We start from the raw sequence: 25,805 nt of genomic DNA on the forward strand, positions 1-25,805 counted from the left end.
TCTCCTCACATCCGGAAGATGCCGAAGCCACCGCGTGCGCCCTCCACGGGCGCCGTGTGGATCGCGGACAGACACAGGCCGAGCACGGTGCGCGTATCGCGCGGGTCGATGACCCCGTCGTCGTACAGCCGCCCGGACAGGAACATCGGCAGCGACTCGGACTCGATCTGCTGCTCGACCATGGCGCGCAGCCCGGCGTCCGCCTCGTCGTCGTACGGCTGCCCCTTGGCGGCGGCCGAGGCGCGCGCCACGATCGACAGCACGCCCGCGAGCTGCTGCGGGCCCATGACGGCCGACTTCGCGCTCGGCCAGGCGAAGAGGAAGCGGGGGTCGTAGGCCCGGCCGCACATGCCGTAGTGGCCCGCGCCGTACGACGCGCCCATCAGCACGGACAAGTGCGGCACGCGTGAATTCGACACCGCGTTGATCATCATCGCGCCGTGCTTGATGATGCCGCCCTGCTCGTACTCCTTGCCGACCATGTAGCCGGTGGTGTTGTGCAGGAAGAGCAGCGGAATGTCGCGCTGGTTCGCCAACTGGATGAACTGGGCGGCCTTCTGCGACTCCTCGCTGAAGAGGACGCCCTGGGCGTTGGCGAGGATGCCGATCGGATAGCCGTGCAGCCGTGCCCACCCGGTGGTGAGCGACGGCCCGTACAGCGGCTTGAATTCGTCGAAGTCCGAGCCGTCGACGAGACGGGCGATGACCTCGCGCGGGTCGAAGGGGATCTTGAGGTCGCCGGGGACGATGCCCAGCAGCTCGTCCTGGTCGTACTTGGGCGGCTCGGCGAGGGGCGGATCCTCGTGTGCCTTGCGCCAGTTGAGGCGGGCGACCACCCGTCGCGCCTGGCGCAGCGCGTCCGGCTCGTCCACCGCGAAGTAGTCCGCAAGACCCGACGTACGGGCGTGCATCTCCGCGCCGCCCAGCGATTCGTCGTCGCTCTCCTCGCCGGTGGCCATCTTCACCAGCGGCGGCCCACCGAGGAAGACCTTGGCCCGCTCCTTGACCATGATCACGTGGTCGGACATGCCGGGGACGTACGCGCCGCCCGCCGTGGAGTTCCCGAACACCACCGCCACGGTCGGAATCCCGGCCGCCGACAGCCGCGTGATGTCCTTGAACAGTGCCCCGCCCGGGATGAAGATCTCCTTCTGGCTGGGCAGGTCCGCGCCGCCCGACTCCACCAGCGACACCACGGGCAGCCGGTTGGCGTACGCGATCTCGTTGGCGCGCAGTGCCTTCTTCAGCGTCCAGGGGTTGGAGGCGCCGCCCCGTACGGTCGGGTCGTTGGCGGTGATCAGGCACTCCACGCCCTCGATCACGCCGATCCCGGTGACCAGCGAGGCGCCCACCTGGTAGTCGCTCCCCCACGCGGCGAGCGGCGACAGCTCCAGGAAGGGGGTGTCGGGGTCGAGGAGCAGCTCGATGCGTTCGCGGGCGAGCAGCTTGCCGCGCTTGCGGTGCCGCTCGACGTACTTCTCGCCGCCCCCGCCGACCGCCTTGGCCTGCTCGGCGGCCAGCTCGTCCAGCTTGGCGAGCAGCGCCGCGCGGTTCTCCGCGTACTCGGGGCTCGCGGTGTCCAGCCCTGTGCCGAGCACGGTCACAGCAGTACCTCCGGTATGTCCAGGTGGCGGGCGCGGAGCCACTCGCCCACGGCCTTGGCCTGCGGGTCGAAGCGGGCCTGCGAGGCCACGCCCGCGCCCAGCAGTCCGTCGATCACGAAGTTCAGCGCCCGCAGATTCGGCAATACGTGCCGCTCGACGGGCAGGTCCGCGGCTTCCGGGAGGAGCGTGCGGAGCCGGTCGGTGGTCAGCTCGTGTGCCAGCCAGCGCCACGCCTCCTCCGTGCGCGCCCACACCCCGACGTTGGCCGCGCCGCCCTTGTCGCCGCTGCGGGCCCCGGCGACGAGGCCGAGCGGGGCGCGCCGGGTGGGCCCGTCGTGGTGCAGCGGCTCGGGCAGCGGTGGATCGGCCTCGCGCACCAACTCCCTTGTCTTCGAAGGCGCTTGGATGGGCACGCGACGGCCGTCCGGCAGTACGGCGACGTGCGGGACCTCCCCCGCCGGTACGTACGCCGCCTCGAAGACGCCGTACGGGGCGCCCTTGCCCGGCGGCGCCGTGACGTGGAAGCCCGGATAGCTGCCGAGGGCCAGCTCGACCGCCGCGCCGCTGATGACCCGGCCGACCGCGTCCTGATCGGGGTCCCGGACCACCAGCCGCAGCAGCGCGCTGGCCTCCTCCTCGGAGGCCGCGTCCTCGTGGTCGGTGCGGGCGAGCCGCCAGTCCACCTCGGCGGGCCGCCGCCCGGCCGCCGCGAAGGCCGCCTCCATCTGCTCGCGCACGAGCTGGGCCTTGAGCTCCACGTCCAGCCCGGTGAGCACGAACGTGACCTCGTTGCGCCAGCCGCCGAGCCGGGTCAGCCCGGTCTTGAGGGTGGGCGGCGGCGCCTCGCCGACCACGCCGTCGAGGCGCACCCGGCCGGGGCCGTCCTCCGACAGCCGTACGGAGTCCAGCCGGGCGGTCACGTCGGGCCCGGCGTACCGCGCGCCCGTCGTCTCGTACAGCAGCTGGGCGGTGACCGTGCCGGGCGTGACGGCGCCACCGGTGCCCGGGTGCTTGGTGATCACCGCGGAGCCGTCCTCGGCGATCTCGGCGAGCGGGAAGCCGGGGCGATGCACGTCGAGGGCGCCGAAGAAGGCGTAGTTGCCACCGGTGGCCTGCGTACCGCACTCCAGGACGTGCCCGGCGAGCACCGCGCCCGCCAGCCGGTCGAAGTCGTCGGGCCGCCACCCGAAGTGCGCGGCCGCGGCCCCGCTGACCAGCGCGGCGTCGGTGACCCGGCCGGTGACGACGATCTCGGCACCGGCCCGCAGGCACTCCGCGATGCCGCCACCGCCGAGGTAGGCGTTGGCGGTCAACGTGCCGGCGGGCCAGCCGGGGCGGGCGAGCAGGTCATCGCCCTCGACGTGCGCGACGCGCACCGGGACGCCGACCTTGTCCGCCAACTCCCGTACAGCGTCCGCGAGTCCGGCCGGGTTCAGCCCGCCCGCGTTGGTGACGATCCGTACGCCGCGCTCGGCGGCCAGCCCGAGGCCGGTCTCCAGCTGCCGCAGGAAGGTCTTCGCGTAACCGCGGTCCGGGTCCTTCAGCCGGTCGCGGCCGAGGATGAGCATGGTCAGCTCGGCGAGGTAATCCCCGGTCAGCACATCAAGCGGACCACCGGTGAGCATCTCCTCCAGCGCACCGAAGCGGTCGCCGTAGAAGCCGGAGGCGTTGCCTATGCGGAGGGGCGCGGTGGGTGCCGGCCGGGTCACGCGGTGGGCTCCTTCGGGGCGGTGCGGGGTTTGCGGCCCGGGCCCGGCGGTCCGGCGAACGCCTGGGCGATGCCCAGCCACCGGTCGGACTCCGCGCCCTCGGCCCGTACGTCCACGTCGTCGCGGTGTGCCCGCTGCGTGACCAGCAGGCAGAAGCCGAGCGCGTCGCCGGTCACCCGCTGCGCCGCGCCCTCGGGGCCCCAGGTCCAGAGATCCCCGCCCGGTCCACGCAACTCGACGCGGAACTCGCCCTCCGGGGGCGTGAGTCCGTGTGCCAGGTAGGCGAAGTTCCGGGCGCGTACGCCGATATGGGCGACGTGCCGCAGCCGCGCTGTCGGTTCCCGTACGGCGCCCAGCGCGTCGGCGACGTCCTGGCCGTGCGCCCAGGTCTCCATCAGCCGGGCGGTCGCCATCGAGGTGATGCTCATCGGCGGGCCGAACCACGGCAGCCGGCCGCCGGTGTATGCGGCGAGCGCGTCGTGCAGCGCGTCGCGGCCCGCGCGCCAGTGGGCCAGCAGCTCGGCGGGCGGCCGGTGGGCGCCTTCCTCGGCGCCTTCGTCGACGAAGGTGTCCGGGGAGGCGAGCGCCGCCTCGGCGGCGCGCCGGAAGCCGTCCGGGTCGGTGGCCGCGAGCAGGGCCTGCTGGTCGGTCCAGGCGAGGTGGGCGATCTGGTGGGCGATGGTCCAGCCGGCGGCGGGCGTCGGCGTCGCCCAGCGGTCCGCGGCGAGCGGCCCCACGAGGGCGTCCAGCGCCTGGCCCTCCGCGCGCAGATCGGCGAGCACCGGGCTCGGGTCGGACACGCTGCACTCCCCTCATCGGGCCCGACGCGCAGGCGGTCGGGCCGCGTTGATGTGTGTGGTGCGGCTACGAGAGTGGCAGCGGAGCCAGAAACAATCAAGCACGCCTGCATGATTTCTTTCCGGCCCCGGATGGCGGGTCTCCGGCCTCGGATGGTGGGCCCCGGCGGGCGGGCGCACCATGAAGACAGGGGGGGAATTGCACCATTTTGCGAAGGGATGATCCCCATGCTTGGAGTCAAGACGACCCTTGAGGTCAAGTCGATCGACCAGCCGGACGAGCGGCGCGACTTCCCGAACGGCCACCTCGAAAGCGTCCACCTGTCCGGGCTGGACTTCGCCAAGGCGACCTTTGAACCGGGCTGGCGCTGGTCCGAGTCCCTGGCCCCGATCGCGGGGACCGCGAGCTGCGAGGTGCCGCACAACGGCTACATCGTGCAAGGACGGATGCACATCCGCATGGACGACGGCACGGAGTCCGACGGCGGGCCCGGCGATGTCTTCGTGGTCTCCCCCGGGCACGACGCCTGGGTCGTGGGCGACGAGCCGGTCGTGGTGTTCGACTTCGCCGGCGCGATGGCCCAGGAGTACGCGAAGCCCCACTAGGAGTTCAGATTGCGTCAGCCGCCGTGCGCGTACAGCGAGAAGCGGCGGCGGTTGACCTTGCCCGAGGTGAAGCCCGCGACCAGCCGTTCGCCGCCGCGGTGCAGCACGGCCAGGCCCTCCGGCTCGCGCGGGTGCAGCTTCTGCCCCGCCCTCGTACGGATCTCCTGCACGATCGCGCCGCTGCGCATGTCGATGCAGGTCAGGCGGGCGTTGCCGGGTCCGGACGCGGGGTTGCCGGGGCCGAAGGGGCTGCCGGTGAGCTGGTACGCGTAGTTCCCCGACAGCGCCAGCCCCTGATGGAAGACGCCCTTGCGCAGGAGCGGCTGCGCGACATCGGCGAGTGCCTTCGGGGTGCCCGCGCCGAAGTCGTCCAGGTCGTAGAGCGCGTAACGGTAGACGCCGGTCGCGCGGCGGTAGCGGAGCAGCAGGCGGCGGGTGGTCATGTCGACCGCCGGCTGGTTCTTCGTGGTGCCGGGCCGCGGGCGGTACGTGAGCAGTGAGCGGTCGGTGGCCCGCAGCACCCGGTTCGGGGTGTACGGGAAGCGGGCGATGCCGCGGCCGTAGCCGGAGGCGGGGTTGACGTCCCACTCCGTCCAGAGCAGCGGCCCCTTCCCCGGCCGGTGCTGCACGCCGAGGGAGCCGCCGTGCCCGAAGCCCTTGAGGAACATCCGGTCCTTCAGCTTCCCGGACATCGTCAGGCGGTTCAGGCACAGGTCACCGCGGGAGACCCGCTGGGTGTGGGTGTACGTGCGCGACTCGCCCTTGAGGCGGACGCCGCCCTGCACGACTTGGAGGGCGTAGATGTACCCGGCCGCCTCGTCGAACGCGAAGGACTGCAGGACGGAAGAGTGCGTGAGCCGCTTCTTCTGAATCAGCGCGGTGGCCGGTCCGGCCAGGTCGATCCAGTCGCCCGGGGCCCGCGCGGGGAAGGCGGGGGCGGGCTTCACGGTGGGCACGTCGGCCACCGGGTTCTTGCCGGGCAGCGGCGCGTCGTACGGGACGTCCGGACCCGGTGGCCGCGGGGCCGCCGCGGCCCGGTCGGTGAGGAGCACCGGGCCGCCGAGGACCGCGGCGCCTCCGAACCTGAGAAGTTCCCTGCGCCCGATCCCCGTCATACCGCGTCGCCCCTCCGTCGCCGTTCCATACGTCGCCGTCCGTACGTCCTCGTTCCGTACAGCGAGACGTGTGACCGGTGACGGACAGGCGCCACACGCGTTTTCGGACGGCTTCATCCATCCGCCCCCGGCCCCTCACACCAACGGCCCCCATGGACCGGTGGCGGGGATCAGTGCGCGGAGCCCGCCGAGCGGACCGCGCCGACGCTCGCGAGGACGACCATGGCGATGGCGGCGACCTCCGCCCAGCCGAGCGCCTGGTGCAGTACGAGGAAGCCCGCCGTCGCCGCCGCGGCCGGCTCCAGGCTCATCATCACGGCGAACCCGGACGCCGGGAGCTTCTTCAGCGCCAGCAGCTCCAGGGTGTACGGCAGCACCGAGGACATCAGCGCGACGGCCGCGCCGAGACCGATCGTCACCGGGTCGATCAGCGCCGAACCGGCGGACGCGACGCCCAGCGGCAGGCTGAGGACGGCCGCGACGGTCATCGCCAGCGCCAGCCCGTCCGCCTGCGGGAAGCGCTGTCCCGCGCGGGCGGAGAGCAGGATGTACGCCGCCCACAGCGCGCCGGCGGCCAGCGCGAAGCCGGCGCCGGCCGCGTTCAGCCCGTCGAAGCCCTCGCGGCCCAGCAGTACGACGCCGCCCAGCGCGAGCGCCGCCCACACCAGGCTCAGCGCGCGCCGCGAGGTCACGATCGACAGCACCAGCGGGCCGAGGAACTCCAGGGTGACCGCCGCGCCCAGCGGGATGCGGTCGATGGCCTGGTAGAAGAGCGAGTTCATGCCGGCCAGCGCGACGCCGAAGCCGACGACGGTGCCCCAGTCGCCGCGCGAGTAGCCGCGCAGCTTCGGGCGGCACGCCACGAGCAGGACCAGCGACGCGACGACCAGCCGCAGCGTGACCACGCCGAGCGCACCGGCCCGCGGGAACAGCAGTACCGCCACCGACGAGCCGAACTGCAGCGAGATGATGCCGCCGATCACCAGCCCGACGGAGGTCAGGCGCGCGCGGGAGCCGCCGGCCCGCTCGGCCCGCCGTACCTCCTCCGAGGCCGGTACCGCCGCGAGCTGCGCGGGCTCACGGGCGTCCGGGACGCCGGCGGAGGAGCTGGAGCGAGGGTCGGCCTGCGGGCCGGACTGGGGAGACGAGTGGTTCACGCACCCCAAGCTAAGGGGCGCCGCCCCGGTTGATGAAATGCGCTTCAGCGGCTTTAGGTACTGACAGCGGTTTCCGGCCGGACCGTCACAGGTGCTCCGCCAGTACCTCCGCCAGGTGGCGCCCCGGCCGCGCGCCCAGCTGCGCCAGCTGCGTACGGCAGGAGAAGCCGTCGGCGACGATCTCCGCGTCCGGGGCCGCATCCCGTACGGCCGGCAGCAGCTGCTCCTCCGCGCACGCCACGGACACGTCGTAATGGCCGCGCTCGAAGCCGAAATTGCCCGCCAGGCCGCAGCAGCCGCCGCTCAGCTCGCCGGTCAGCCCGGCGCGCTCGCGCAGCCGGCGCTCCGCCGCGTCACCGAGTACGGCGTGCTGGTGGCAGTGGGTCTGCCCGGCCACCGGGCGGTCGACGCGCGGCGGCCGCCAGTCCGGCGCGTACTCCTCCAGGTACTGCGCGAGGGTGCGGACGGAGCCGGCCAGCTCGGCGGCGCGGGGATCGTCGGGGAGCAGCTCGGGCAGGTCGGTGCGGAGGGTGGCGGCGCAGCTCGGCTCCAGGACGACGACCGGCGAGCCGAGCGTCGGCTCGACGCGGTCCAGGGTGCGCCGCATGACCTTGCGGGCCTGGTCGAGCTGGCCGGTGGAGACGTACGTCAGGCCGCAGCACACGGGCTTGCGGTCCTTGCCCGGGAGCAGTACTTCCTTGCCGGCCGCCTCCAGGACCTTGACGGCGGCCCGGCCGACGGACGGCGCGAGGTGGTTGGTGAAGGTGTCGGGCCAGAGAGTGGCGACCCGATTGCTCGACAGGATGCGTGTCCCGCTCGGCATACGGCGGGTCAGCCAGCGGGTGAACGGCTCCGGCGCGATCTCGGGGATCGTGCGCTCCGCCGCGATGCCGCCCGCCCGTTTCGCCAGCGCGGCGAGCGGCCCGACCCGGGCCGCCGCGTTGATCACCGGGGCCAGCCGGGCGACGGACGCGGCGCGCAGCCACAGCGGCAGCCGCCCCATGGCGTAGTGCGCGGCGGGCCGCAGCCGCCCTTCGTAGTGGTGGTGCAGAAACTCGGCCTTGTACGTCGCCATGTCGACACCCACCGGGCAGTCGCTGCGGCAGCCCTTGCAGGACAGGCACAGGTCCAGCGCGTCGCGCACCTCCGTCGACCGCCAGCCGTCCGTGACCACCTCGCCCGCCAGCATCTCGTGCAGCAGCCGGGCGCGGCCGCGGGTGGAGTGCTGCTCCTCGCCGGTCGCGCGGAAGGAGGGACACATCACGCCCGCGCCGGAGACGGCGGTGTTACGGCACTTGGCGACGCCGACGCAGCGCCGCACGGCGGCGGAGAAGTCCCCCTTGTCGTGCGGATAACCGAACTCCACGTCGACGGGCTTGCGCGGCAGCACGGCGAAGCGGAGGTTCTCGTCCATCCGGTCCGGACGGACGAGCATGCCGGGGTTGAGCCCGCCCGCCGGGTCCCAGATGTCCTTGAAACGCCCGAAGAGACCGACCAGTTCCGCCCCGTACATCTTCGGCAGCAGCTCGGCGCGCGCCTGCCCGTCACCGTGCTCACCGGACAGCGACCCACCGTGCGCGACGACCAGATCCCCCAGGTCGTGCGAGAAGTCCCGAAAACGGCGGATGCCTGCCTCGCTCAGCAGGTCGAAGTCGATGCGTACGTGGATGCAGCCGTCCCCGAAGTGGCCGTACGGGGTGCCGCGCAGCCCGTGCTGTCCGAGCAGCCCCCGGAAGTCGCGCAGGTAACCGCCCAGCCGCTCCGGAGGCACCGCGCAGTCCTCCCAGCCCGGCCACGCCTCGCTCCCGTCCGGCATCCGCGTCGCGGTCCCCGACGCGTCCTCCCGCACCCGCCACAGGGCACGCTGTCCCGCCGGGTCCGACACCAGCAGATGGTCCGTGACGCCGTCGGCGGCCGCCGCCCGGCACAGCTCCTCGGCGCGCGCCCGCGCCTCCTCCGGCGAGCCCCCGCCCATCTCCACGAAGAGCCACGCACCGCCCTTCGGCAGCCCACCCGGATCGGGCACCAGGTCGGACGCCATGCCCTCCACGGTCAGCGGCCCGTACGGCAGCAGGGTGTGCGCGGCCTCGGCGGCGGCGCTCTCGTCCGGGTACCCCAGTACGGCGAGGACCCGGGCCGCCGGCGCCTCGACCAGCTTCACCGTCGCCTCGGTCAGCACGCCGAGGGTGCCCTCGCTCCCGGTGAGCGCCCGGGCGAGATCGACGCCGTGCTCCGGCAGCAGCGCGTCCAGCGCGTACCCGGAGATCCGGCGCGGCAGCTCGGGGAAACCGGTGCGCAGCAGCGCGAGGTCCCCGTCGACCAGGGCGCGCACGCCCTCCGCGAGGGCGCCCGGCACGCCCTCCCAGCCCTGTCCCGCGCGGACCCGCTCGCCCCCGTACGTCAGCACGTCCAGCGCGCTCACGTTGTCCGCCGTCGTCCCCCAGGCCACCGAGTGCGAGCCGCAGGAGTTGTTGCCGATCATGCCGCCGATCGTGCAGCGGCTGTGCGTGGAGGGGTCGGGGCCGAAGGTCAGGCCGTGCGCGGCGGCCGCGCTGCGCAGCTCGTCGCAGATCACGCCCGGCTGAACGACGGCCGTCCGTGCCTCCGGATCCAGCGCCACGATCCGCCGCATGTGGCGGGTGAAGTCCAGCACCACGCCCGTACCGGTGGCCTGCCCCGCGATGGACGTACCGCCGCCGCGCGGCACGACGGGCACGCCGTGCTCCCGGCAGATTTGCAGCGCGGCCGCCACGTCCGCCGCGTCCCGTGGCGCCACGACCGCCCGCGGCACCCGCCGGTAGTTCGACGCATCCATGGTCACCAGCGCCCGGTCCGTCGAGCTGCCCGACACCTCCCCACGTACGGCCGCCGTCAGCGCCCGTACCAGCTCGCGGTCGCCCGTACCCGTCTCCTTCTGCGCACGCTCACCCATCCCCCCAGCCTGCCCCGCCCCCACCCACCCGGACACACATTCCGCCCCGGACACGCGCCCCGTCAGGGGCGCGGTCCGTCAGGGGCGCGGGGAACTGCGCGCCCAGCCACAACGGCGGCGCACCCGCCAACCAACCCCAGGGGGCACCCCCTGACGCGCCCAAGACACAGCCCAGCGCACAGGAAATCGCCCCCCGTCTCAAAATCGCTCAAAATCCCGTCTCACCCGCTGGACCAAGGCCATAACCGCCCACCCGCAGCGTTTACGCTGCACCCGTGGCTGAGATCCAGATTCCCGCTGACATCAAGCCCGCCGACGGACGTTTCGGCGCTGGCCCCTCCAAGGTGCGCACGGAGGCGCTCGAAGCGCTGGCCGCCACCGGCACGTCCCTCCTCGGCACCTCCCACCGCCAGGCCCCGGTCAAGAACCTGGTCGGCAAGGTGCGCGAGGGCGTTCGCGACCTCTTCCAGCTCCCCGAGGGCTACGAGGTCGTCCTCGGCAACGGCGGCTCCACCGCCTTCTGGGACATCGCGACGCACGGCCTGATCGAGCGCAAGTCCCAGCACCTCACCTTCGGCGAGTTCTCCTCGAAGTTCGCCAAGGCCGCGAAGCTCGCGCCCTGGCTGGAAGAGCCCACCGTCATCTCCTCGGACCCCGGTACGCACCCGGAGCCGCAGGCCGAGGAGGGCGTGGACGTCTACGCCTTCACCCACAACGAGACCTCCACCGGTGTCGCCGCGCCGATCAAGCGCGTCGCGGGCGCCGACGAGGGCTCCCTCGTACTGGTCGACGCCACCTCCGGCGCGGGCGGCCTCCCGGTCGACATCACCGAGACCGACGTCTACTACTTCGCCCCGCAGAAGTCCTTCGCCTCCGACGGCGGCCTGTGGATCGGCGTCTTCTCGCCCGCGGCCCTGGAGCGCGCCCGCGCGGTCCACGCCTCCGGCCGCCACGTCCCCGAGTTCTTCTCGCTCCCCACGGCGATCGACAACTCGCTCAAGAACCAGACGTACAACACCCCGGCCCTCTCCACCCTCTTCCTGCTCAACGAGCAGCTGGAGTGGATCAACGGCCAGGGCGGCCTGGACTGGGCGGTCCGCCGCACCGCGACCTCCTCCCGCACCCTGTACGGCTGGGCCGAGGAGTCCAAGTACGCCACCCCGTTCGTCACCGACCCGGCGAAGCGCTCGCAGGTCATCGGCACGATCGACTTCAACGAGGACGTGGACGCCGCGGCCGTGGCCAAGGTCCTGCGCGCCAACGGCATCGTCGACACCGACCCGTACCGCAAGCTCGGCCGCAACCAGCTGCGCGTCGCGATGTTCCCGGCCATCGACCCGGCGGACGTCGAGGCCCTGACGAACTGCATCGACTACGTGATCGACAAGCTCTGATCACTCCGGTCGCGCAGAAGCGCTGATGTACGCAGGGGCCCCGGCGAGGTGATCGCCGGGGCCCCTGCGCATTCCGTACTCAGCGGCGGCCGCGCCGACGGATGGCCAGTACGGCCGCGATGGCCACGCCGATGACGATGACGCCGGTGACAGCCGGGTTGCTCTTCTCCGAGGAGTCGCCGGAATCGGAGGAGCCGTCCGTACCGTCCGAGCCGTTCTTGTCGCCCCCCGGCGTGGCGGACGCGTCACCCGAGACCGACTCCGGGAGCTGATCGCCACTCAGCCCGACCGGCTCCACCCGGCTGTTCGCGCCCTCCGACCCGAGCATCAGCGTGCGCCCGTCCGGGGTGAAGGTGAGCGACTCGCCCTGGCCCTGGATCGGTACGCCCACGCTCCCGATGTCGTCCTTCGGGCGGCCGTCCTGCCAGCGGTACATCCGACCGCCGAAGTAGCTGCGCAGCATCAGCCGGCTGCCGTCCGGCGAGAACGCGCCATCGGTGACCCACATGTCGATGCCCGAGACGCGCCGGAAGACGTTCGGGCCGGAGGTGCTCAGCCGCTCCGGGCCCGCGTACAGCGCGGCGCCCCCGTCCTCCTTCTTCGAGACGACGTACACCCGGCCGGTCTTCGGGTGGACCATCATCGCCTCGGCGTTCCGCGGCCCGTCCGCGTACGTCACGTCGTACTGAGTGGCCGTCACGGTCTGGTCGCGCAGCTGCTTCGGCTCCGGGAAGCGGTAGATCCACACGTGGTCCCAGGAGCCGTCCAGATTGTCGCCGATGTCGCCGACGTACACGTCGCCGTCCGGCCCGATCGAGATCGCCTCGACGTCCCGCGGATCGCCCACTCCCCGCATGGTGATCGTCGCGACGGTCCGCCCGGTCCGGGAGTCCACGGCGAACACATACGGCCCGTCGTCGCTGTCGTTGTGCGTCCAGTAGATACCCGGATGCGCGCGGCTCGCGGCCAGCCCGCTGGACTCGGTGATCCGCTGGTCCTTGATCGTGAACGGTTCCGGGTCGGCGGCGGGCGCGGCCGCCGCAGTGGCGGCCGACGCGACCAGCAGGACCCCCGCGGCACCGGCCGCACACAGAAGCGAACGCATGCCCCCAGCTTCCCACCAACGCGGCGATCCACGGGGGCACGTGGGCAGCGTCACGTACCGGCCACGCCCGCGATCAGCGAAAATGGCCGGATGCGGATCATGTTCGTCGGCGACTCCATGACTATCGGCTCCGCCGGCGACTACACCTGGCGTTACCGCATGTGGCAGCACCTCAACGACACGTACGGCGGCCCCTACCGCATCGTCGGCCCGCGCGACTCGCTCTACGACGTCGCCGCGGCCGCGCCCGTCTCGTACGACTACGGCGACCCCGCCTTCCCCGAGCGCGCCCGCCGGCACCTGGCCGGCTGGGGCGAGGGCTGGCAGCACATGGCCCCGCTCATCGCCGACGCCGTGCGCACCCACAAGGCCGACACGCTGCTCATCTCCCTCGGCCTCATAGACCTCGGCTTCTACACGGACGCGGACCAGACCGCCGCCAACGTCCGCCGCTTCATCGCCGAGGCGCGCGCCGCGCGGCCGCACGTACGCGCCGTACTCCTGCCCGTCATCCCCAACATCCGGGCGGCCGGCGACCCCGACTTCGCCGCCCAGTGCGACCGCTTCAACGAGCTGCTGGCGAAGGCCGTCGCCGACCTCTCCACGCCGATGTCGCCCTTGCTCCTCGCCTCCCCGCCCGAGGACTACTCCCTGGACCGCGACACGTACGACGGCACGCATCCGTCGCCGTCGGGCGAGCACCTGTTGGCAGCCGCCTTCGCCGACGCGATGCACCAGGCGTGGGACGTGGGCGGGCAGTACGAACCGGTGCCCTAGGCCGAACCGGGGCCCTGGGCCTGGAGCAGCTCGTTGCCCCGCCGGGCGACCTCCTCCGGCGAAAGGTCCTCGACCTGGGTCAGGAAGACCCAGACGTGTCCGAAGGGGTCCCTCAGCATGATGGTCCGGTCGCCGTAGAACATGTCGGTGGGCGGCTGGAGCGACTCCGCCCCGGCGGCGACCGCCCGGTGGTACAGCGCGTCGACGTCCTCGACGTACACGTGCAGGCCCACCGTCGTGCCGCCCGCGTTCCCCGGGGAAAGGAATTCGCCGCCCCCGTCGCCGACCATGAGCACCGCATCGTGAATCCGGATCTCGGCGTGCAGGATGCGACCGTCGGGGTGCGCGATGCGCATGATCTCCTCGGCCCCGAACGCGGCCGCGTAGAAGTCCATCGCCTCGGCGGCACCGTCGATCATGATGTGCGGGACCGCGGCGTAGCGGTAGCGCCCGGGAATGCGGTTGCTGGTCATGACTACGACGCTAGGACCTCAACTCCGCTTGAGGTCAAGACGCGCCCACCCGCACGACCATCTCGTGCAGCAACCCCGCCTCCACGAAGGGCGCTTCCGCGCAGGGGAGGGACCGCCACGCCAGGGGCCACGTGTTCCCGTACAGCGCGGGCACGCCGACGAATGCGGCCTCCCTGCCGCCCCTTCCGAGGTCGCGCGCGCCCGGCGGCCAGGCATACGCGGCGGCGGTCCCCGGCGGCAGCAGGAAGTACGAGTACCGGCCGCCGGTCGCCGTCCGCACGATGGGCCCCGCTCGGAAATCCGTGAACTGCATGATTTCGAAAGCGACTTGCTCGCCGGTGAAATCGGCGATCCGGATGGCGTCGAAGTGGACCCCGACGTGACGGAGGGCGTGCCCGGTCGCGGGCAGCCAGTCAGGTACGAGATCGGGCGCGAGATCGGGTGAGATTCGTCCGTTCATGACCCGAACCCTCCCGCCCATGAGTTCACTGTGACCAGCGCCACACGGGAGTGGTGAAGTGTCGTGAACCAAGGGGAGGGTGCCGTGCACAGCAGTGGAAGCGGCTCCGCCAATAGGCGGATGTTCGGAGCGATGCTGCGCTTTTTCCGCGAGCAGGCGGGGCTGACGCAGGAGGCATTGGGCAGACGGGTGGGGTTCTCCAAGTCCCAAGTCGCCATGGTGGAACGGGGAGACCGGCCCCCGAAGGGGGACTTCGCCCCACTGGCGGACGACGCCGTGGGCGCCCGGGGTGCGCTTTTGGTGGCCGCTGAGCAATTGCACGTCAGTCATTTGCCGACGTGGACCGAGGAGTACGCGGAGGCGGAGGCCGAAGCCGTCGCCCTGCACACGTACCAGAATCACGTCATCCCGGGACAGCTCCAGACCGGCGCATACGCGCACGCAGTCTTCAACTGCCACTGCCCTCCGCTGAACGATGACGAAGTCAACGCACGGGTCGCCACACGGCTGGACCGCCAGAAGCTGATCCGCCGAGAACCGGCGCCGGTCATCAGTTTCGTACTGGAGCAGATCGCCATCACCCGCCCCCTGGGAGGCCCGTCGGTGCTCAAGGAGGCGCTGCACCACATCCTGGACGTCGCCCGCCTCCGCAACGTCGAGATCCAGGTGATGCCGCCCACTCGGCAGACGCACGCGGGACTGAACGGCCCGATGATCCTCTTGGAGACGGCCAAGCGGCGACAGCTTGCCTACGTCGAAGGACAGAGCGGCGGCTTTTTCGTAGACGAACAGCCCGACCTGAGCGATCTGTTCGCACGGTATGGCATTCTGCGAGCTCAGGCTCTCAGCCCCGAAGACTCCGTGGAACTCATCGAACAGGTGGCACGAGGACTATGAACTGGTTCAAGAGCAGCTACAGCGGCGACCAGGGCGAGTGCATTGAAGTCGCAGTCGCTCCGTCCCTCGTCCACATCCGGGACTCAAAAGACATAGCGCGGCCCGGCGTTAGCGCCTCCCCCGACTCCTGGGCCGCATTCATTCGCTTGATTCGAGTGGACTCCAAGGCGTTGGCTGTGGAGGCATGGAGTACACGCAGCTAGGACGTACCGGGCTCAAGGTCGGTCGACTCGTTCTCGGGACGATGAATTTCGGGCCGCAGACCGACGAGGCCGACAGCCACACGATCATGGACGCCGCGCTGGGGGCGGGCGTCAACTTCTTCGACACCGCCAATGTCTACGGCTGGGGCGAGAACAAGGGACGTACGGAAGAGATCGTCGGGTCCTGGTTCGCCAAGGGCGGCGGCCGGCGCGACAAGGTGGTCCTCGCGACCAAGGTGTACGGGAACATGGCGCCGGACGGCGCCACCGTATGGCCCAACCACGACAAGCTGTCCGCCGTGAACATCCGGCGGGCCGTGGACGCCAGCCTCAAGCGGCTGGGGACGGACTACATCGATCTGTACCAGTTCCACCACGTCGACCGGGCGACGCCGTGGGACGAGATCTGGCAGGCGATCGACGTCCTCGTGCAGCAGGGGAAGATCCTGTACGCGGGGTCGTCGAACCACGCGGGCTGGCACATCGCGCAGGCCAATGAGACCGCCGCGCGGCGCGGCTCGTACGGGCTGGTCAGCGAGCAGTGTCTGTACAACCTCGCCGAGCGGCGGGCCGAGATGGAGGTCATTCCGGCGGCCGAGAGCTACGGGCTCGGGGTGATCCCGTGGTCGCCGCTGCACGGCGGGCTGCTGGGCGGCGCCATACGCAAGGAGCGGGAGGGCGGCGCGGCGCGTACCGCTTCGGGGCGGGCGGCCGACATGCTGGCCGATCCCACCGCGCGGGCGCAGGTCCAGGCGTACGAGGACGTCGTCGCCAAGTACGGGCTGGAGCCCGGTGAGGTCGCGCTGGCGTGGCTGCTGACCCGGCCCGGTGTGACGGGGCCGATCGTGGGGCCGCGTACGACGGATCAGCTCGCGTCGGCGCTGCGGGCGGTGGAACTGACGCTGCCGGAGGAGCTGTTGCGGTCGCTGGAGGAGATCTTCCCGGGGCCGGGGCCGTCCCCCGAGGCGTTCGCCTGGTAAGTCCCTATGTTCGGGAGGTCGCCCGGGCCCGCAGTCGGCGGAGCATCCGGGCGTCCTCGAAGCCCACTTCGCGGGCCGCGGTTTCGACCGTCGTGCCGTGGCTGATCAGGTGCTCGGCGCGTTCCAGCCGTAGCGTCTGCTGGTAACACAGCGGCGTCAGGCCGCCGGTGGCACGGTGGAACAGCCGGGTCAGCGTGCGTTCGCTGACACCGGCAGACGCGGCCACCTGAGCCAGCGGCAGCGGCTCGGCGAAGCGCGCGTCGATGAGGTCCTGGACGCGGTGGACCGTGTCGTCCAGGTGCGAACGGTGTCGCAACATGGCGCTGGCCTGCGGCTCGTGGCCGTTGCGGCGGGCGTAGACGACCATGTCCCGCGCCACCTGGGCGGCCGCGGCCGGGCCGTGGCGGGCGGCCGGCAGGTGCAGGGCGAGGTCGATGCCGCTGGCGATGCCCGCCGAGGTCACCACCCGGTCGTCGACGGTGAACAGTACGTCCCGTACGACGGTCGCCCGGGGGTGGCGGGCGGCCAGCTCGTCCTGGAGGTCGTGGTGCGTGGTGCACCGGCGCCCGTCCAGCAGTCCCGCCCGGCCGCGCTGGATCCAGTACGGGGTCGCTGGATCGTCACTGCAGGGCGGCCGCCACGACGACGACGATCAGCAGCACGGCGAGCAGGCCGGACATGATCCGGTTACGGGTCTTGGGATCCACCCTTTGAGCGTAACCGGACGGCCGGGCGAGCCCGCAGCCAGTACCACCCTGCTCCGGTCAGTGACCGAGCGGCCACGTCGCCACCGTCTCGTACCGGGGCTGTTCGCCGGGGACGCCGGAGGTGGGGAGATTGCTGCGGACCAGGGCCAGCTCGGCGACCTGCCACTCGGCGCTCTCGTACGGGGCGAGCGCGTCGACGTAGGGGCCGAGGTCCACCCGGGCCTCGCCGCCGCGGTGGCGCGCGAGCGTCAGGTGCGGGGTGTAGCGGCGGTGCTCGCCCGTGTCGATACCGGCCCGGCGCGCGGCGGCCCCCGCGGAGTCCGCAAGATGCCGCATCGCCTCGCGCCCACCGGCCGCCCCGGCCCACAACACCTTGTGATCGAACCGCCCACTGCCACTGACCCGCAACGGGAAGGGAGCGTGCCGATGGGCCGCGCGCGCCAGCCGGGCGTGCAGCTCAGGAAGCAACTCCTCGCCCACCTCCCCATAAAAGGCAAGCGTGAAGTGCCACCCGTCATGCCCGGTCCACCGCATGCGCTCCGCACCGGGCAGCCGATGCAGCCCCCTGACCTCCGTCGCCAACTCGTCGATGGCCGCCGGGGGCGGAAGGACCGCTGCGAAGAGTCTCATGACGTCATTTTGGCGTGCGCGATCCCGTCGCGGTTGCCCAGTAAAGGGAAAACCCCTTACTCTCGCCGTGACGCCAGCAGAAGGGACGGCCATGCCGCCCGCGCCCCGCACCCGCCAGCAGCCGCGCATAAGCCGTGAGACGGCCGCCCAGGCCGCCACCGTCGCCGGGCAGATCGGACTCTCCACCGCCCGCGTCCTCGAAATGCTGCTCCTGGCCTACGCGAACCAGCAGATCACCATGGACGACTGCCCGCCCTACATTCGCTCGGGCATCGACCGCCGACAACTCGACGTAGAGATCGACGAAGAGCTCTGGCGCCGCGCTGACCAGCAGCGCAAGAACGACAACATGCAGAGCATGGGTCCCCTGTGCGAACGGTTGCTCAGCGCGTACGCCAACGAGACCTTCACGATCGGGGTGGTACGGACACCTCAAGCCCTCGTCGCCTGACCGTCACCAGGAAGAAGGCCGCTCATGACCACCGCCGCCGTACCCCCTACCGGGCCTCTCATCCCCCGCCCGGCCAACACCCCCGACGCGCTCAGAGAGGCCCTCGCCGTCGTCGCCCCCGACCGGCTCGACGAAATGGCGGCGAGCAAGGACGAGGCCTTCGCCCAAGCCGTCGAACAGCAATCCCTCACGCCGGTGCGGGCATGGGTCCTCACCTGGGCCCGGGACATTGAGATCGCCCGCCGCCCCGACCTCGCCGGCCGCTACCACCACGCCAACAGCCACCTTGAGGACAAGGACCCCGACACCGCCCGGAAGGCTCTCGAAGAACTCACCGCCGTGCTCGATGAAGCGCTGGCCGAGGTACGTCAGTGAGCTGGAAGTGGGAGTACGCCTTCGGCGCTGAGCAGGCATCCCATACAGCACCGTCGCGGTTCGTTGCCGAGGTGGAGAAGAAGGTCGCCGAGCTGGTGCGGATGTGCGAAGCGAAGTACCTGGACGGCGCCCTCCACCAGGACACCTCCCCCAAGGGCGGTGACATCACCGTCCCTGGGGGGATGTTCCGGTATCAGATCGTCGTCCGCCGCGAACGGGTCTTCATCGTCCAGGTCACCTACCTCGGCTTCTGAGCGACAGTTCCCCGCGCCCCTCAGGGGCGCGGGGAACTGCGCGAGCAAGCACGACGAGTCCGCAGACGGCGACGGTCAGGCCGCGGCAGTGACCCTCTGCCGCGAAGCGCCGACCCCTTCGCGGGGGACGAACGCGACGTGCTGGTGGCCCCGGCGGAGGTCGATCTTCAGGCGCAAGCCACCCGCGCGGGCCAGGAAGAGGCCTACGCCCACCGCGGCCAGGGCGGAGATCGCTCCGCCCGAGAGGAAGCCGATACGCGCGCCGTACGTGTCCGTGATCCAGCCGACCAGGGGGGCGCCCAGTGGGGTGCCGCCCATGAAGACCATCATGAACAGGCTCATCACGCGGCCGCGCATGGCCGGGTCGGTCGCCAGCTGGACGCTGGAGTTCGCGGTGACGTTGATCGTCAGGCCGCACATGCCGATCGGGACCAGGAGGGCCGCGTACAGCCAGAAGGTCGGGGCGAGGGAGGCCGCGATCTCCAGGATGCCGAAGGCGAGCGCGGCGCCCACGAGGAGCCGGAGGCGGGACGTGCCGCGCCGGGCCGCGAGCAGCGCGCCGGCCAGCGAACCGGCCGCCATCAGCGTGTTGAGCAGGCCGTACGTGCCGGCGCCCGAGTGGTACACCTTGTCGACAAAGGCGGTCAGCCAGATCGGGAAGTTGAAGCCGAAGGTGCCGATGAAGCCGACCAGGATGATCGGGAAGATCAGGTCCGGGCGGCCGGCCACGTACTGCAGGCCCTCGCGGAGCTGGCCCTTGCCGCGCGGCACGACCTTGCCCTGGTGCAGCTCGGAGGGGCGCATCATGAGCAGGCCGACGACCGGCGCGATGAAGGACAGGCCGTTGAGCATGAAGGCCCAGCCGCTGCCGACGGCGGTGATCAGTACACCGGCGACGGCCGGGCCGACCAGCCGGGCGGACTGGAAGTTCGCGGAGTTCAGGCTGACCGCGTTGCGTATGTCGTCCGGGCCGACCATCTCCGAGACGAACGACTGGCGGGCCGGGTTGTCCACGACCGTGACCAGGCCGAGCAGGAAGGCGACCAGGTAGACGTGCCAGACCTGGACCTGTCCGGTGAGGGTGAGGACGGCGAGGGCGAGGCCCGTGAGGCCCATCGCGGACTGGGTGAGCAGGAGCAGCTTGCGCTTGGGCAGCCGGTCGGCGATGACGCCGCCGTACAGTCCGAAGAGCAGCATCGGGAGGAACTGCAGGGCGGTGGTGATGCCGACGGCGGTGGAGGAGCCGGTCAGGCTCAGTACCAGCCAGTCCTGGGCGATGCGCTGCATCCACGTGCCGGTGTTGGAGACGACCTGGCCGGTGGCGAAGAGACGGTAGTTACGGATGCGCAGGGAGCTGAAGGTGCCCTTGGTGCGCTTGGCGCTCTTGGTGTCCTGGGCGGTCTCGGTGCGCTTGGCGCTCTCGATGCCCTTGACGGTCTCGGTGCCCTTGCGCGGCTCGGTGGCGGCCTCGGCGGCGGGCGTGGCGGCAGGCGCCTGGGGTGCGGGGACGGCGTGGGTCGCGCCGGTCGCGTCGTTGTCGTGATCAGGTGCGGGGGCGGAGTCTGCTCCGGATCCCGTACTCAAAGTGGGTTCGCCTCCTCGGCGGTCGGTGGCTTCGTATCGGTGGCTTCGTGGGCATCGGTGGCTTCTTCGGCATCGGCGGATCCGCTCCCCGGGGCGGCGGCTCGCCGGTCGCTGCGCGCACCCGCTACAGGTGCGCGAGCTTCTCCAGTACGGGCGCGGCGGCGCGCAGCGCCTCCCACTCGTCCTCGTCCAGACCCGAGGCCAGCTCCGCCAGCCAGACGTTGCGCTTGCGGCGGCTCTCTTCGAGCATCGCCTCGGCCTGCTCGGTCTGGGTGACGACTTTCTGGCGCCGGTCGTCGGGGTGCGGCTCCAGCCGGACCAGTCCCTTGGCTTCGAGCATCGCCACGATGCGGGTCATCGACGGCGGCTGGACGTGCTCCTTGCGGGCCAGCTCACCGGGGGTGGCGGTGCCGCAGCGCGCGAGGGTGCCCAGCACCGACATCTCGGTGGGGCTGAGCGATTCGTCGACCCGCTGGTGCTTGATCCGGCGGGAGAGGCGCATGACGGCGGACCGCAGCGCGTTCACGGCGGCAGCGTCGGCGCCGAGGGACAGTTCCGGCATGTTTGTTAGCGTAACTCATTACTCTAACTAAAGAAAGTCGAAAGACGCTGGCCTTCATGCATGACCCACGCATCACCCATAAGAGTGAGCTGCTTGCGAAAAGTGACGCGCCGGGGCCGCCGATGCGGGGACCGTTACCGCATGGGATCGAGAGTGCTCAGCCTGCGCGTCGACGGTGAGCTGCTGGAGCGCATCGGACAGCACGCGGCCAAACGCGGCATGAGCGTCCAGGATTACGTGATCCGGACGCTCATGCGCGAGGACTTCGACGAACGCTTCGCGACGTCGGTCGAGGAGACGGAACGGTTCTACGCCGCGCCGCCGATATAGCTACCGCCTACATAGCTACCGCCGATTCGGATACCGCTACTTCAGACCCAGTGCCTGCTCGATCGGGTTGAGCAGGAAGTACACCAGGAAGCAGAGGCCGACGACGTCCAGCAGCCAGGGGATCTCCTTGAAGCGGCCGGTCGCGGCGCGCAGCAGGATGAAGGCCAGGACGCCGACGCCGATGCCGGTGGTGATGCTGTACGTGAACGGCATCGAGACGATCGTCAGGAACGCCGGGATGGCGACGGTGAAGTCGCTCCAGTCGATCTCGCGGACGTTGGACGCCATGATCAGGAAGCCCACGACGAGCAGCGCCGGGGTGGCGGCCTGCGACGGTACGACCGTGGCGAGCGGGGTGAAGACCAGCGTGAGCAGGAAGAGCCCGCCGGTGACCACGTTCGCCAGGCCCGTACGGGCACCCTCGCCGACGCCCGCGGTGGATTCAACAAAGCAGGTGTTGGCCGAGCAGGAGCCGAGGCCGCCGCCCGCGACGCCGATGCCGTCCAGCATCAGGATGCGGCCCATCCGCGGCAGCTGGCCGTTCTTGTCGGCCAGTCCGCTCTCCTCGCCGACGCCGATGATCGTGCCCATCGCGTCGAAGAAGCCGGAGAGCAGCACGGTGAAGACGAAGAGGCAGCCGGTCAGCAGGCCGACCTTCTGGAAGCCGCCGAAGAGGCTGATCTGACCGACCAGGCCGAAGTCGGGGGTGCCGACCAGCGCGTCCGGGATCTTCGGCACGGCCAGGCCCCAGGCGCTGTCCGGCAGGTCCGCGATGGTGTTGATGATGATCGCGACGACGGCCATGACGACGATCCCGATGAGGATCGCGCCCTTGACCTTCCGTACGGTCAGGATGAACATCAGCGCCAGGCCGAGCACGAACACCAGCACCGGCCAGCCCTGGAGCTGGCCGCCGGTGCCGAGGGCCAGCGGCACGGTGGTGTGCGCGGAGTCCGGGTTGCGGCTGACGAAGCCCGAGTCGACCAGGCCGACCAGGCTGATGAAGAGACCGATGCCGATCGCGATGGCGCGCCGCAGCCCGTTGGGGATGGCGTCCATGACGCGCTGCCGCAGGCCCGAGGCGACCAGGATCATCAGCACGATGCCGGCCCAGACGACCATGCCCATCGCGTCCGGCCAGGTCATCTTGGGCGCGAGCTGGAGCGAGACCAGCGCGTTGATGCCGAGGCCCGCGGCGAGCGCGATCGGGACGTTGCCGATGAGGCCCATCAGGACGGTGGTCAGGCCCGCGATCAGGGCGGTGGCGGTGACCAGCTGGGCGTTGTCCAGGTGGTGCCCGTTCATGTCCTGACCGCCGGCCAGGATGATCGGGTTCAGGATCACGATGTAGGCCATCGCGAAGAAGGTGGCCAGGCCGCCGCGCAGCTCGCGGGAGACCGTGGAGCGGCGTGCGGAGATCTGGAAGAACCGGTCGAGACCGTTCTTGGGCTCGGGCGTGGCGCCGGACGGGGAATCGGCGTCGGCCTCGGTGGTGGCCGGGGTGGGCATCGGTGGGACCTCAGGTGTACGGGCCTGGTGGGGCGCGGCGGCCCGGGGTCGGACCACACATCGATCGGATCGGCTTGGTTCTGTCGGATCAGCTTTGTTCTATCAGACGACAGAAACCGGTCAGATCCGGAACGGTTCAGTATGAAACAACAAAACGTTGATCGCTATCTCCGCGCGTAGACCGTTGGGGGGACTGGGGCGGGGTGGCTGGGGTGGTGGTCGTGGGGCGGGGCTTGGGGCGGGGGCGTTGTCAGTGGCCCCCAGTACTGTGTTGAGAAGGGGACCCGCGACACCCCCATGGGGGAAGGACGGGGCGAAACGGTAAGCCTGGGCATTCGCGGGGGAGCCGCGCCAAGCCCGCCGGAGCCGCCGCACACAGCCCGCCCGAGGTGCCGCGCCCAGCCCGCTCGCCGACCGCCGTAAGCTTGCCCGTATGTGGAAGAAGTCCGAACTGCGCGAGGCGCCCGCTCCCCTGGAGGGGCCCGTCGTCGCCACCATTACCGGCGGCACCATCATCTGGTTCGTCCTCTTCCTGGCGCAGCTTCCGTTCTACAGCTGGTTCGTCGACGGTGGGCACACCTGGTGGGTGTGGACCTGCCTGGCCGGCGGCCTCCTCGGGATGCTCGGCGTCTGGTACGTGCGCAAGCGCGACGCGGCCATCAAGCGGGACGCGGCCGCCAAGCGCACCGCCGCTGCGGCCACACCGGACTCCTGATAGCCGGGTGATCCGGGCGTCCGGCCCGTAGCGTCGGACGCATGACGGAACGGGCGCAGCCCCCTCAGCCCCCACAGTCCGCAGCCGAGAATCCCGCGGAGCACTCCGCCGCGTACTCCGCGTCGGCGTCCGCGCGCGCCCACCGCGGGCTGACCGCCGCCGAGGTCGCGGAGCGGGTGACCCGCGGCGAGGTCAACGACGTTCCGGTACGGTCCTCGCGCTCCACCGCCGACATCGTCCGCGCGAACGTCCTCACCCGCTTCAACGCCATCATCGGCGTCCTCTTCGCGATCATCCTGGTCATCGGCCCGATCCAGGACGGCCTCTTCGGCTTCGTCATCGTCGCCAACACCGGCATCGGCATCATCCAGGAGCTGCGCGCCAAGCGGACCCTGGACCGGCTCGCGGTCATCGGCGAGTCCCGGCCGACCGTACGCCGCGACGGCGCGCCCACCGAGATCCACTCCTCCGAGGTCGTCCTCGGCGACCTCATCGAGCTGGGCCCCGGCGACAAGGTGATCGTCGACGGCGAGGTGGCCGAGGCGGACGGGCTGGAGATCGACGAGTCGCTGCTCACCGGCGAGGCCGACCCGGTACTGAAACGGCCCGGTGACCCGGTGCTCTCCGGCAGCTTCGTGGTCGCGGGCGGCGGCGCCTTCACCGCCACGAAGGTCGGCCGCGCGGCCTACGCGGCGCAGCTCGCCGAGGAGGCGTCCCGCTTCACCCTCGTCGACTCCGAGCTGCGCAGCGGGATCAGCATGATCCTGAAGTACGTCACGTGGATGATGGTCCCGACGGCGATCGGGCTCGTGCTGAGCCATCTCTTCACCCTGAACATGGGCGGTGACGACGCGGTGCGCCGGATGGTCGCCGGGATCGTTCCGATGATCCCCGAGGGGCTGGTGCTGCTCACCTCGGTCGCCTTCGCCATCGGCGTGATCCGGCTCGGCCGCAAGCAGTGCCTGGTGCAGGAGCTGCCCGCCATCGAGGGCCTGGCCCGCGTGGATGTGGTCTGCCTGGACAAGACCGGGACGCTCACCGAGGGCGGCATGGACGTGAGCGAGCTGCGGCCGCTGCACGGCGCGGACGAGGAGTACGTACGGCAGGTGCTCGGCGCGCTGGGCGAGTGCGATCCGCGGCCGAATACCTCGCTGCAGGCGGTCATCGACGCGTACCCGGCGGACGACGCCTGGCGCTGCACGGAGTCGCTGCCGTTCTCCTCGGCGCGCAAGTACAGCGGCGCGTCCCTCAACGGGCCCGACGGCGAGAGCTCGACCTGGCTGCTCGGCGCCCCGGATGTGCTGCTCCCGGAGGGCGACGGCACGCTCGCCGAGACCGACGACCTCAACTCCCGTGGCCTGCGCGTCCTGCTGCTGGCCCGCGCGGAACGCGAGCCGGCCGACCCCGCCGTGACCGAGCACCTCACGCCCACCGCGCTGGTCGTCCTGGCCCAGCGGCTGCGCCCGGAGGCCCCCGACACCCTGCGGTACTTCGCCGAGCAGCGGGTCCGTACGAAGGTGCTCTCCGGCGACAACGCGGTCTCGGTCGGCGCGGTCGCCGCCGAGCTGGGCATGCCGGGCGCGCACAGCCCGGTGGACGCGCGCCGGCTGCCCGACGGGCCGGACGCGCTGGCCGGGGCGCTGGAGGACGGTACGGTCTTCGGCCGGGTCACGCCCCAGCAGAAGCGCTCCATGGTCAAGGCCCTCCAGTCGCGCGGCCACCATGTCGCGATGACCGGGGACGGCGTGAACGATGTACTGGCCCTGAAGGACGCGGACATCGGCGTCGCGATGGGGTCCGGCAGCGAAGCGACCCGGGCCGTCGCCCAGATCGTGCTGCTGGACAACAGCTTTGCCGCGCTGCCCGCGGTCGTCGCCGAGGGGCGCCGGGTCATCGGCAACATCACGCGCGTCGCGACGCTCTTCCTCACCAAGACGGTGTACTCCGTCCTGCTCGCGCTGCTCGTCGCCTGCTGGCAGATCCCGTACCCGTATCTGCCGCGCCATCTGACGCTGCTGTCCACGCTGACGATCGGCGTACCGGCCTTCTTCCTGGCCCTCGCGCCCAACAAGGAGCGGGCGCGCCCGCACTTCGTACGGCGCGTCATGCGGTACGCGATCCCCTCCGGGCTGATCACGGGGGCCGCGGCGTTCGCCATGTACCTGCTGGCCCGGAGTCATTACTCCGGGCCGGAGGCGCTGCGGTCCGAGACGAGCGTGGCGACGCTGACGCTGTTTCTGACCGCGCTCTGGGTACTGGCGATCATCGCCCGGCCGTACACGTGGTGGCGGGTCGGGCTGGTGCTGACGATGGGGGCGGGGTTCCTCGTCGTGCTCGTGATCCCGTGGCTGCAGTCGTTCTTCCAGCTGAGGCTGGTCGGGACGACGATGCCTTGGGCGGCCGTGGGGATGGCCACGGCCGCCGGGCTCGCCCTTGAGGGGGCGTGGCGGTGGGTGAGCCGCCGGGCCCCGGGCTGAGG

25 protein-coding genes and 1 pseudogene are annotated in these 25,805 nt (G+C 71.3%); 12 read left to right on the plus strand and 14 right to left on the minus strand.

What is annotated here, in order from left to right; genetic code table 11:
- Window positions 1-5 precede the first annotated feature (5 nt).
- Genes AB0I82_RS30060 through AB0I82_RS30070 form a run of 3 tightly spaced genes read right to left on the minus strand, consistent with a single transcriptional unit; the run spans window position 6 to window position 4,113 of the window.
- Window positions 6-1,604: a carboxyl transferase domain-containing protein gene (locus AB0I82_RS30060; RefSeq protein WP_363260542.1), complete on the minus strand. Its 1,599-nt coding sequence runs from the start codon at window positions 1,602-1,604 to the stop codon at window positions 6-8.
- Entirely contained in the window at window positions 1,601-3,313 is a 1,713-nt protein-coding gene (locus AB0I82_RS30065) for an acyclic terpene utilization AtuA family protein (RefSeq protein ID WP_363260543.1), read from the minus strand. Before AB0I82_RS30065 ends, AB0I82_RS30060 begins: the two co-directional genes overlap by 4 nt.
- The gene (locus AB0I82_RS30070) at window positions 3,310-4,113 is read right to left on the minus strand and encodes a TIGR03084 family metal-binding protein (protein ID WP_363260544.1); all 804 of its coding nucleotides are present in this window, start codon (window positions 4,111-4,113) and stop codon (window positions 3,310-3,312) included. The genes AB0I82_RS30065 and AB0I82_RS30070 overlap by 4 nt, the downstream gene beginning before the upstream one ends.
- A 225-nt stretch (window positions 4,114-4,338) precedes the next feature.
- Here AB0I82_RS30070 and AB0I82_RS30075 point away from each other — a divergent pair, with 225 nt between their 5' ends.
- Window positions 4,339-4,716 (plus strand): cupin domain-containing protein, encoded by a 378-nt coding sequence (locus AB0I82_RS30075; protein WP_363260545.1) that lies wholly within the window; start codon window positions 4,339-4,341, stop codon window positions 4,714-4,716.
- A 14-nt stretch (window positions 4,717-4,730) separates the two neighbouring features.
- Here the strand turns inward: AB0I82_RS30075 and AB0I82_RS30080 are convergent, their stop codons facing one another.
- The 3 genes from AB0I82_RS30080 to AB0I82_RS30090 all read right to left on the minus strand — a co-directional run bounded on the left by AB0I82_RS30080 (window position 4,731) and on the right by AB0I82_RS30090 (window position 9,920).
- Window positions 4,731-5,831, minus strand: coding sequence for a teichoic acid biosynthesis protein C (locus AB0I82_RS30080; RefSeq protein WP_363260546.1), 1,101 nt, complete (start codon window positions 5,829-5,831; stop codon window positions 4,731-4,733).
- A gap of 170 nt (window positions 5,832-6,001) precedes the next feature.
- Complete coding sequence (locus AB0I82_RS30085) at window positions 6,002-6,988, minus strand: EamA family transporter (protein ID WP_363260548.1); 987 nt, start codon at window positions 6,986-6,988, stop codon at window positions 6,002-6,004.
- An 85-nt stretch (window positions 6,989-7,073) separates the two neighbouring features.
- Window positions 7,074-9,920: an FAD-binding and (Fe-S)-binding domain-containing protein gene (locus AB0I82_RS30090; protein ID WP_363260549.1), complete on the minus strand. Its 2,847-nt coding sequence runs from the start codon at window positions 9,918-9,920 to the stop codon at window positions 7,074-7,076.
- Between the two features lie 275 nt (window positions 9,921-10,195).
- Here AB0I82_RS30090 and serC point away from each other — a divergent pair, with 275 nt between their 5' ends.
- The gene (gene serC / locus AB0I82_RS30095) at window positions 10,196-11,314 is read left to right on the plus strand and encodes a phosphoserine transaminase (protein WP_363260550.1); all 1,119 of its coding nucleotides are present in this window, start codon (window positions 10,196-10,198) and stop codon (window positions 11,312-11,314) included.
- Window positions 11,315-11,393: 79 nt separating this feature from the next.
- Here the strand turns inward: serC and AB0I82_RS30100 are convergent, their stop codons facing one another.
- On the minus strand, window positions 11,394-12,419 hold the full coding sequence (locus tag AB0I82_RS30100; RefSeq protein WP_363260552.1) for a hypothetical protein: 1,026 nt from the start codon (window positions 12,417-12,419) through the stop codon (window positions 11,394-11,396).
- 90 nt (window positions 12,420-12,509) lie between these two features.
- On the opposite strand from AB0I82_RS30100, the gene AB0I82_RS30105 reads away from it, so the two are divergent.
- Window positions 12,510-13,196, plus strand: a complete 687-nt coding sequence (locus tag AB0I82_RS30105; RefSeq protein WP_363260553.1) for a GDSL-type esterase/lipase family protein — start codon at window positions 12,510-12,512, stop codon at window positions 13,194-13,196.
- On the opposite strand, the gene AB0I82_RS30110 is transcribed toward AB0I82_RS30105, so the two are convergent.
- Window positions 13,193-13,669 carry a VOC family protein gene (locus tag AB0I82_RS30110; RefSeq protein ID WP_363260554.1) on the minus strand — a complete coding sequence of 159 codons (477 nt, stop codon included), beginning with the start codon at window positions 13,667-13,669 and terminating at the stop codon, window positions 13,193-13,195. The two genes, AB0I82_RS30105 and AB0I82_RS30110, sit on opposite strands and share 4 nt — an antisense overlap.
- Before the next feature lie 34 nt (window positions 13,670-13,703).
- The gene (locus tag AB0I82_RS30115; protein WP_363260555.1) at window positions 13,704-14,129 is read right to left on the minus strand and encodes a hypothetical protein; all 426 of its coding nucleotides are present in this window, start codon (window positions 14,127-14,129) and stop codon (window positions 13,704-13,706) included.
- 120 nt (window positions 14,130-14,249) lie between these two features.
- On the opposite strand from AB0I82_RS30115, the gene AB0I82_RS30120 reads away from it, so the two are divergent.
- From AB0I82_RS30120 to AB0I82_RS30130, 3 genes are read left to right on the plus strand one after another with little or no spacing between them, the layout of a single operon-like run.
- Window positions 14,250-15,026, plus strand: coding sequence for a helix-turn-helix transcriptional regulator (locus AB0I82_RS30120; protein WP_363260556.1), 777 nt, complete (start codon window positions 14,250-14,252; stop codon window positions 15,024-15,026).
- Entirely contained in the window at window positions 15,023-15,229 is a 207-nt protein-coding gene (locus AB0I82_RS30125; RefSeq protein WP_363260557.1) for a DUF397 domain-containing protein, read from the plus strand. The genes AB0I82_RS30120 and AB0I82_RS30125 overlap by 4 nt, the downstream gene beginning before the upstream one ends.
- Complete coding sequence (locus AB0I82_RS30130; protein ID WP_363260558.1) at window positions 15,211-16,209, plus strand: aldo/keto reductase; 999 nt, start codon at window positions 15,211-15,213, stop codon at window positions 16,207-16,209. The genes AB0I82_RS30125 and AB0I82_RS30130 overlap by 19 nt, the downstream gene beginning before the upstream one ends.
- 4 nt (window positions 16,210-16,213) lie before the next feature.
- Here AB0I82_RS30130 and AB0I82_RS30135 read toward each other — a convergent pair.
- Window positions 16,214-16,798: pseudogene (locus AB0I82_RS30135) on the minus strand (helix-turn-helix domain-containing protein); the annotation flags it as partial.
- 175 nt (window positions 16,799-16,973) lie between these two features.
- Window positions 16,974-17,546, minus strand: coding sequence for an RNA 2',3'-cyclic phosphodiesterase (thpR, locus tag AB0I82_RS30140; RefSeq protein ID WP_363260559.1), 573 nt, complete (start codon window positions 17,544-17,546; stop codon window positions 16,974-16,976).
- 67 nt (window positions 17,547-17,613) lie between these two features.
- Here thpR and AB0I82_RS30145 point away from each other — a divergent pair, with 67 nt between their 5' ends.
- The 3 genes from AB0I82_RS30145 to AB0I82_RS30155 are packed head-to-tail and all read left to right on the plus strand — an operon-like array spanning window position 17,614 to window position 18,626.
- Window positions 17,614-17,997: a hypothetical protein gene (locus tag AB0I82_RS30145; protein ID WP_363260560.1), complete on the plus strand. Its 384-nt coding sequence runs from the start codon at window positions 17,614-17,616 to the stop codon at window positions 17,995-17,997.
- Between the two features lie 24 nt (window positions 17,998-18,021).
- The gene (locus AB0I82_RS30150) at window positions 18,022-18,372 is read left to right on the plus strand and encodes a hypothetical protein (RefSeq protein ID WP_363260561.1); all 351 of its coding nucleotides are present in this window, start codon (window positions 18,022-18,024) and stop codon (window positions 18,370-18,372) included.
- Complete coding sequence (locus AB0I82_RS30155; RefSeq protein ID WP_363260562.1) at window positions 18,369-18,626, plus strand: hypothetical protein; 258 nt, start codon at window positions 18,369-18,371, stop codon at window positions 18,624-18,626. Before AB0I82_RS30150 ends, AB0I82_RS30155 begins: the two co-directional genes overlap by 4 nt.
- A 75-nt stretch (window positions 18,627-18,701) precedes the next feature.
- Here the strand turns inward: AB0I82_RS30155 and AB0I82_RS30160 are convergent, their stop codons facing one another.
- Complete coding sequence (locus tag AB0I82_RS30160) at window positions 18,702-20,210, minus strand: MFS transporter (protein WP_363260563.1); 1,509 nt, start codon at window positions 20,208-20,210, stop codon at window positions 18,702-18,704.
- 124 nt (window positions 20,211-20,334) lie between these two features.
- Window positions 20,335-20,772: a MarR family transcriptional regulator gene (locus AB0I82_RS30165; protein WP_363260564.1), complete on the minus strand. Its 438-nt coding sequence runs from the start codon at window positions 20,770-20,772 to the stop codon at window positions 20,335-20,337.
- Between the two features lie 141 nt (window positions 20,773-20,913).
- Here AB0I82_RS30165 and AB0I82_RS30170 point away from each other — a divergent pair, with 141 nt between their 5' ends.
- Complete coding sequence (locus AB0I82_RS30170) at window positions 20,914-21,102, plus strand: ribbon-helix-helix protein, CopG family (RefSeq protein ID WP_351594744.1); 189 nt, start codon at window positions 20,914-20,916, stop codon at window positions 21,100-21,102.
- A gap of 36 nt (window positions 21,103-21,138) precedes the next feature.
- Here AB0I82_RS30170 and AB0I82_RS30175 read toward each other — a convergent pair whose 3' ends face one another.
- Window positions 21,139-22,611 (minus strand): NCS2 family permease, encoded by a 1,473-nt coding sequence (locus AB0I82_RS30175; protein ID WP_363260565.1) that lies wholly within the window; start codon window positions 22,609-22,611, stop codon window positions 21,139-21,141.
- 433 nt (window positions 22,612-23,044) lie between these two features.
- Between AB0I82_RS30175 and AB0I82_RS30180 the strand changes: the two genes are divergently transcribed.
- Both AB0I82_RS30180 and AB0I82_RS30185 read left to right on the plus strand, forming a co-directional pair.
- Window positions 23,045-23,326 carry a DUF2530 domain-containing protein gene (locus AB0I82_RS30180; protein ID WP_363260566.1) on the plus strand — a complete coding sequence of 94 codons (282 nt, stop codon included), beginning with the start codon at window positions 23,045-23,047 and terminating at the stop codon, window positions 23,324-23,326.
- A gap of 41 nt (window positions 23,327-23,367) precedes the next feature.
- Window positions 23,368-25,803, plus strand: coding sequence for an HAD-IC family P-type ATPase (locus AB0I82_RS30185; protein WP_363260567.1), 2,436 nt, complete (start codon window positions 23,368-23,370; stop codon window positions 25,801-25,803).
- The last annotated feature ends 2 nt before the right edge of the window (window positions 25,804-25,805 follow it).

Origin of the sequence: Streptomyces sp. NPDC050315 (assembly GCF_040655775.1) — a bacterium.
Taxonomy (GTDB): domain Bacteria; phylum Actinomycetota; class Actinomycetes; order Streptomycetales; family Streptomycetaceae; genus Streptomyces.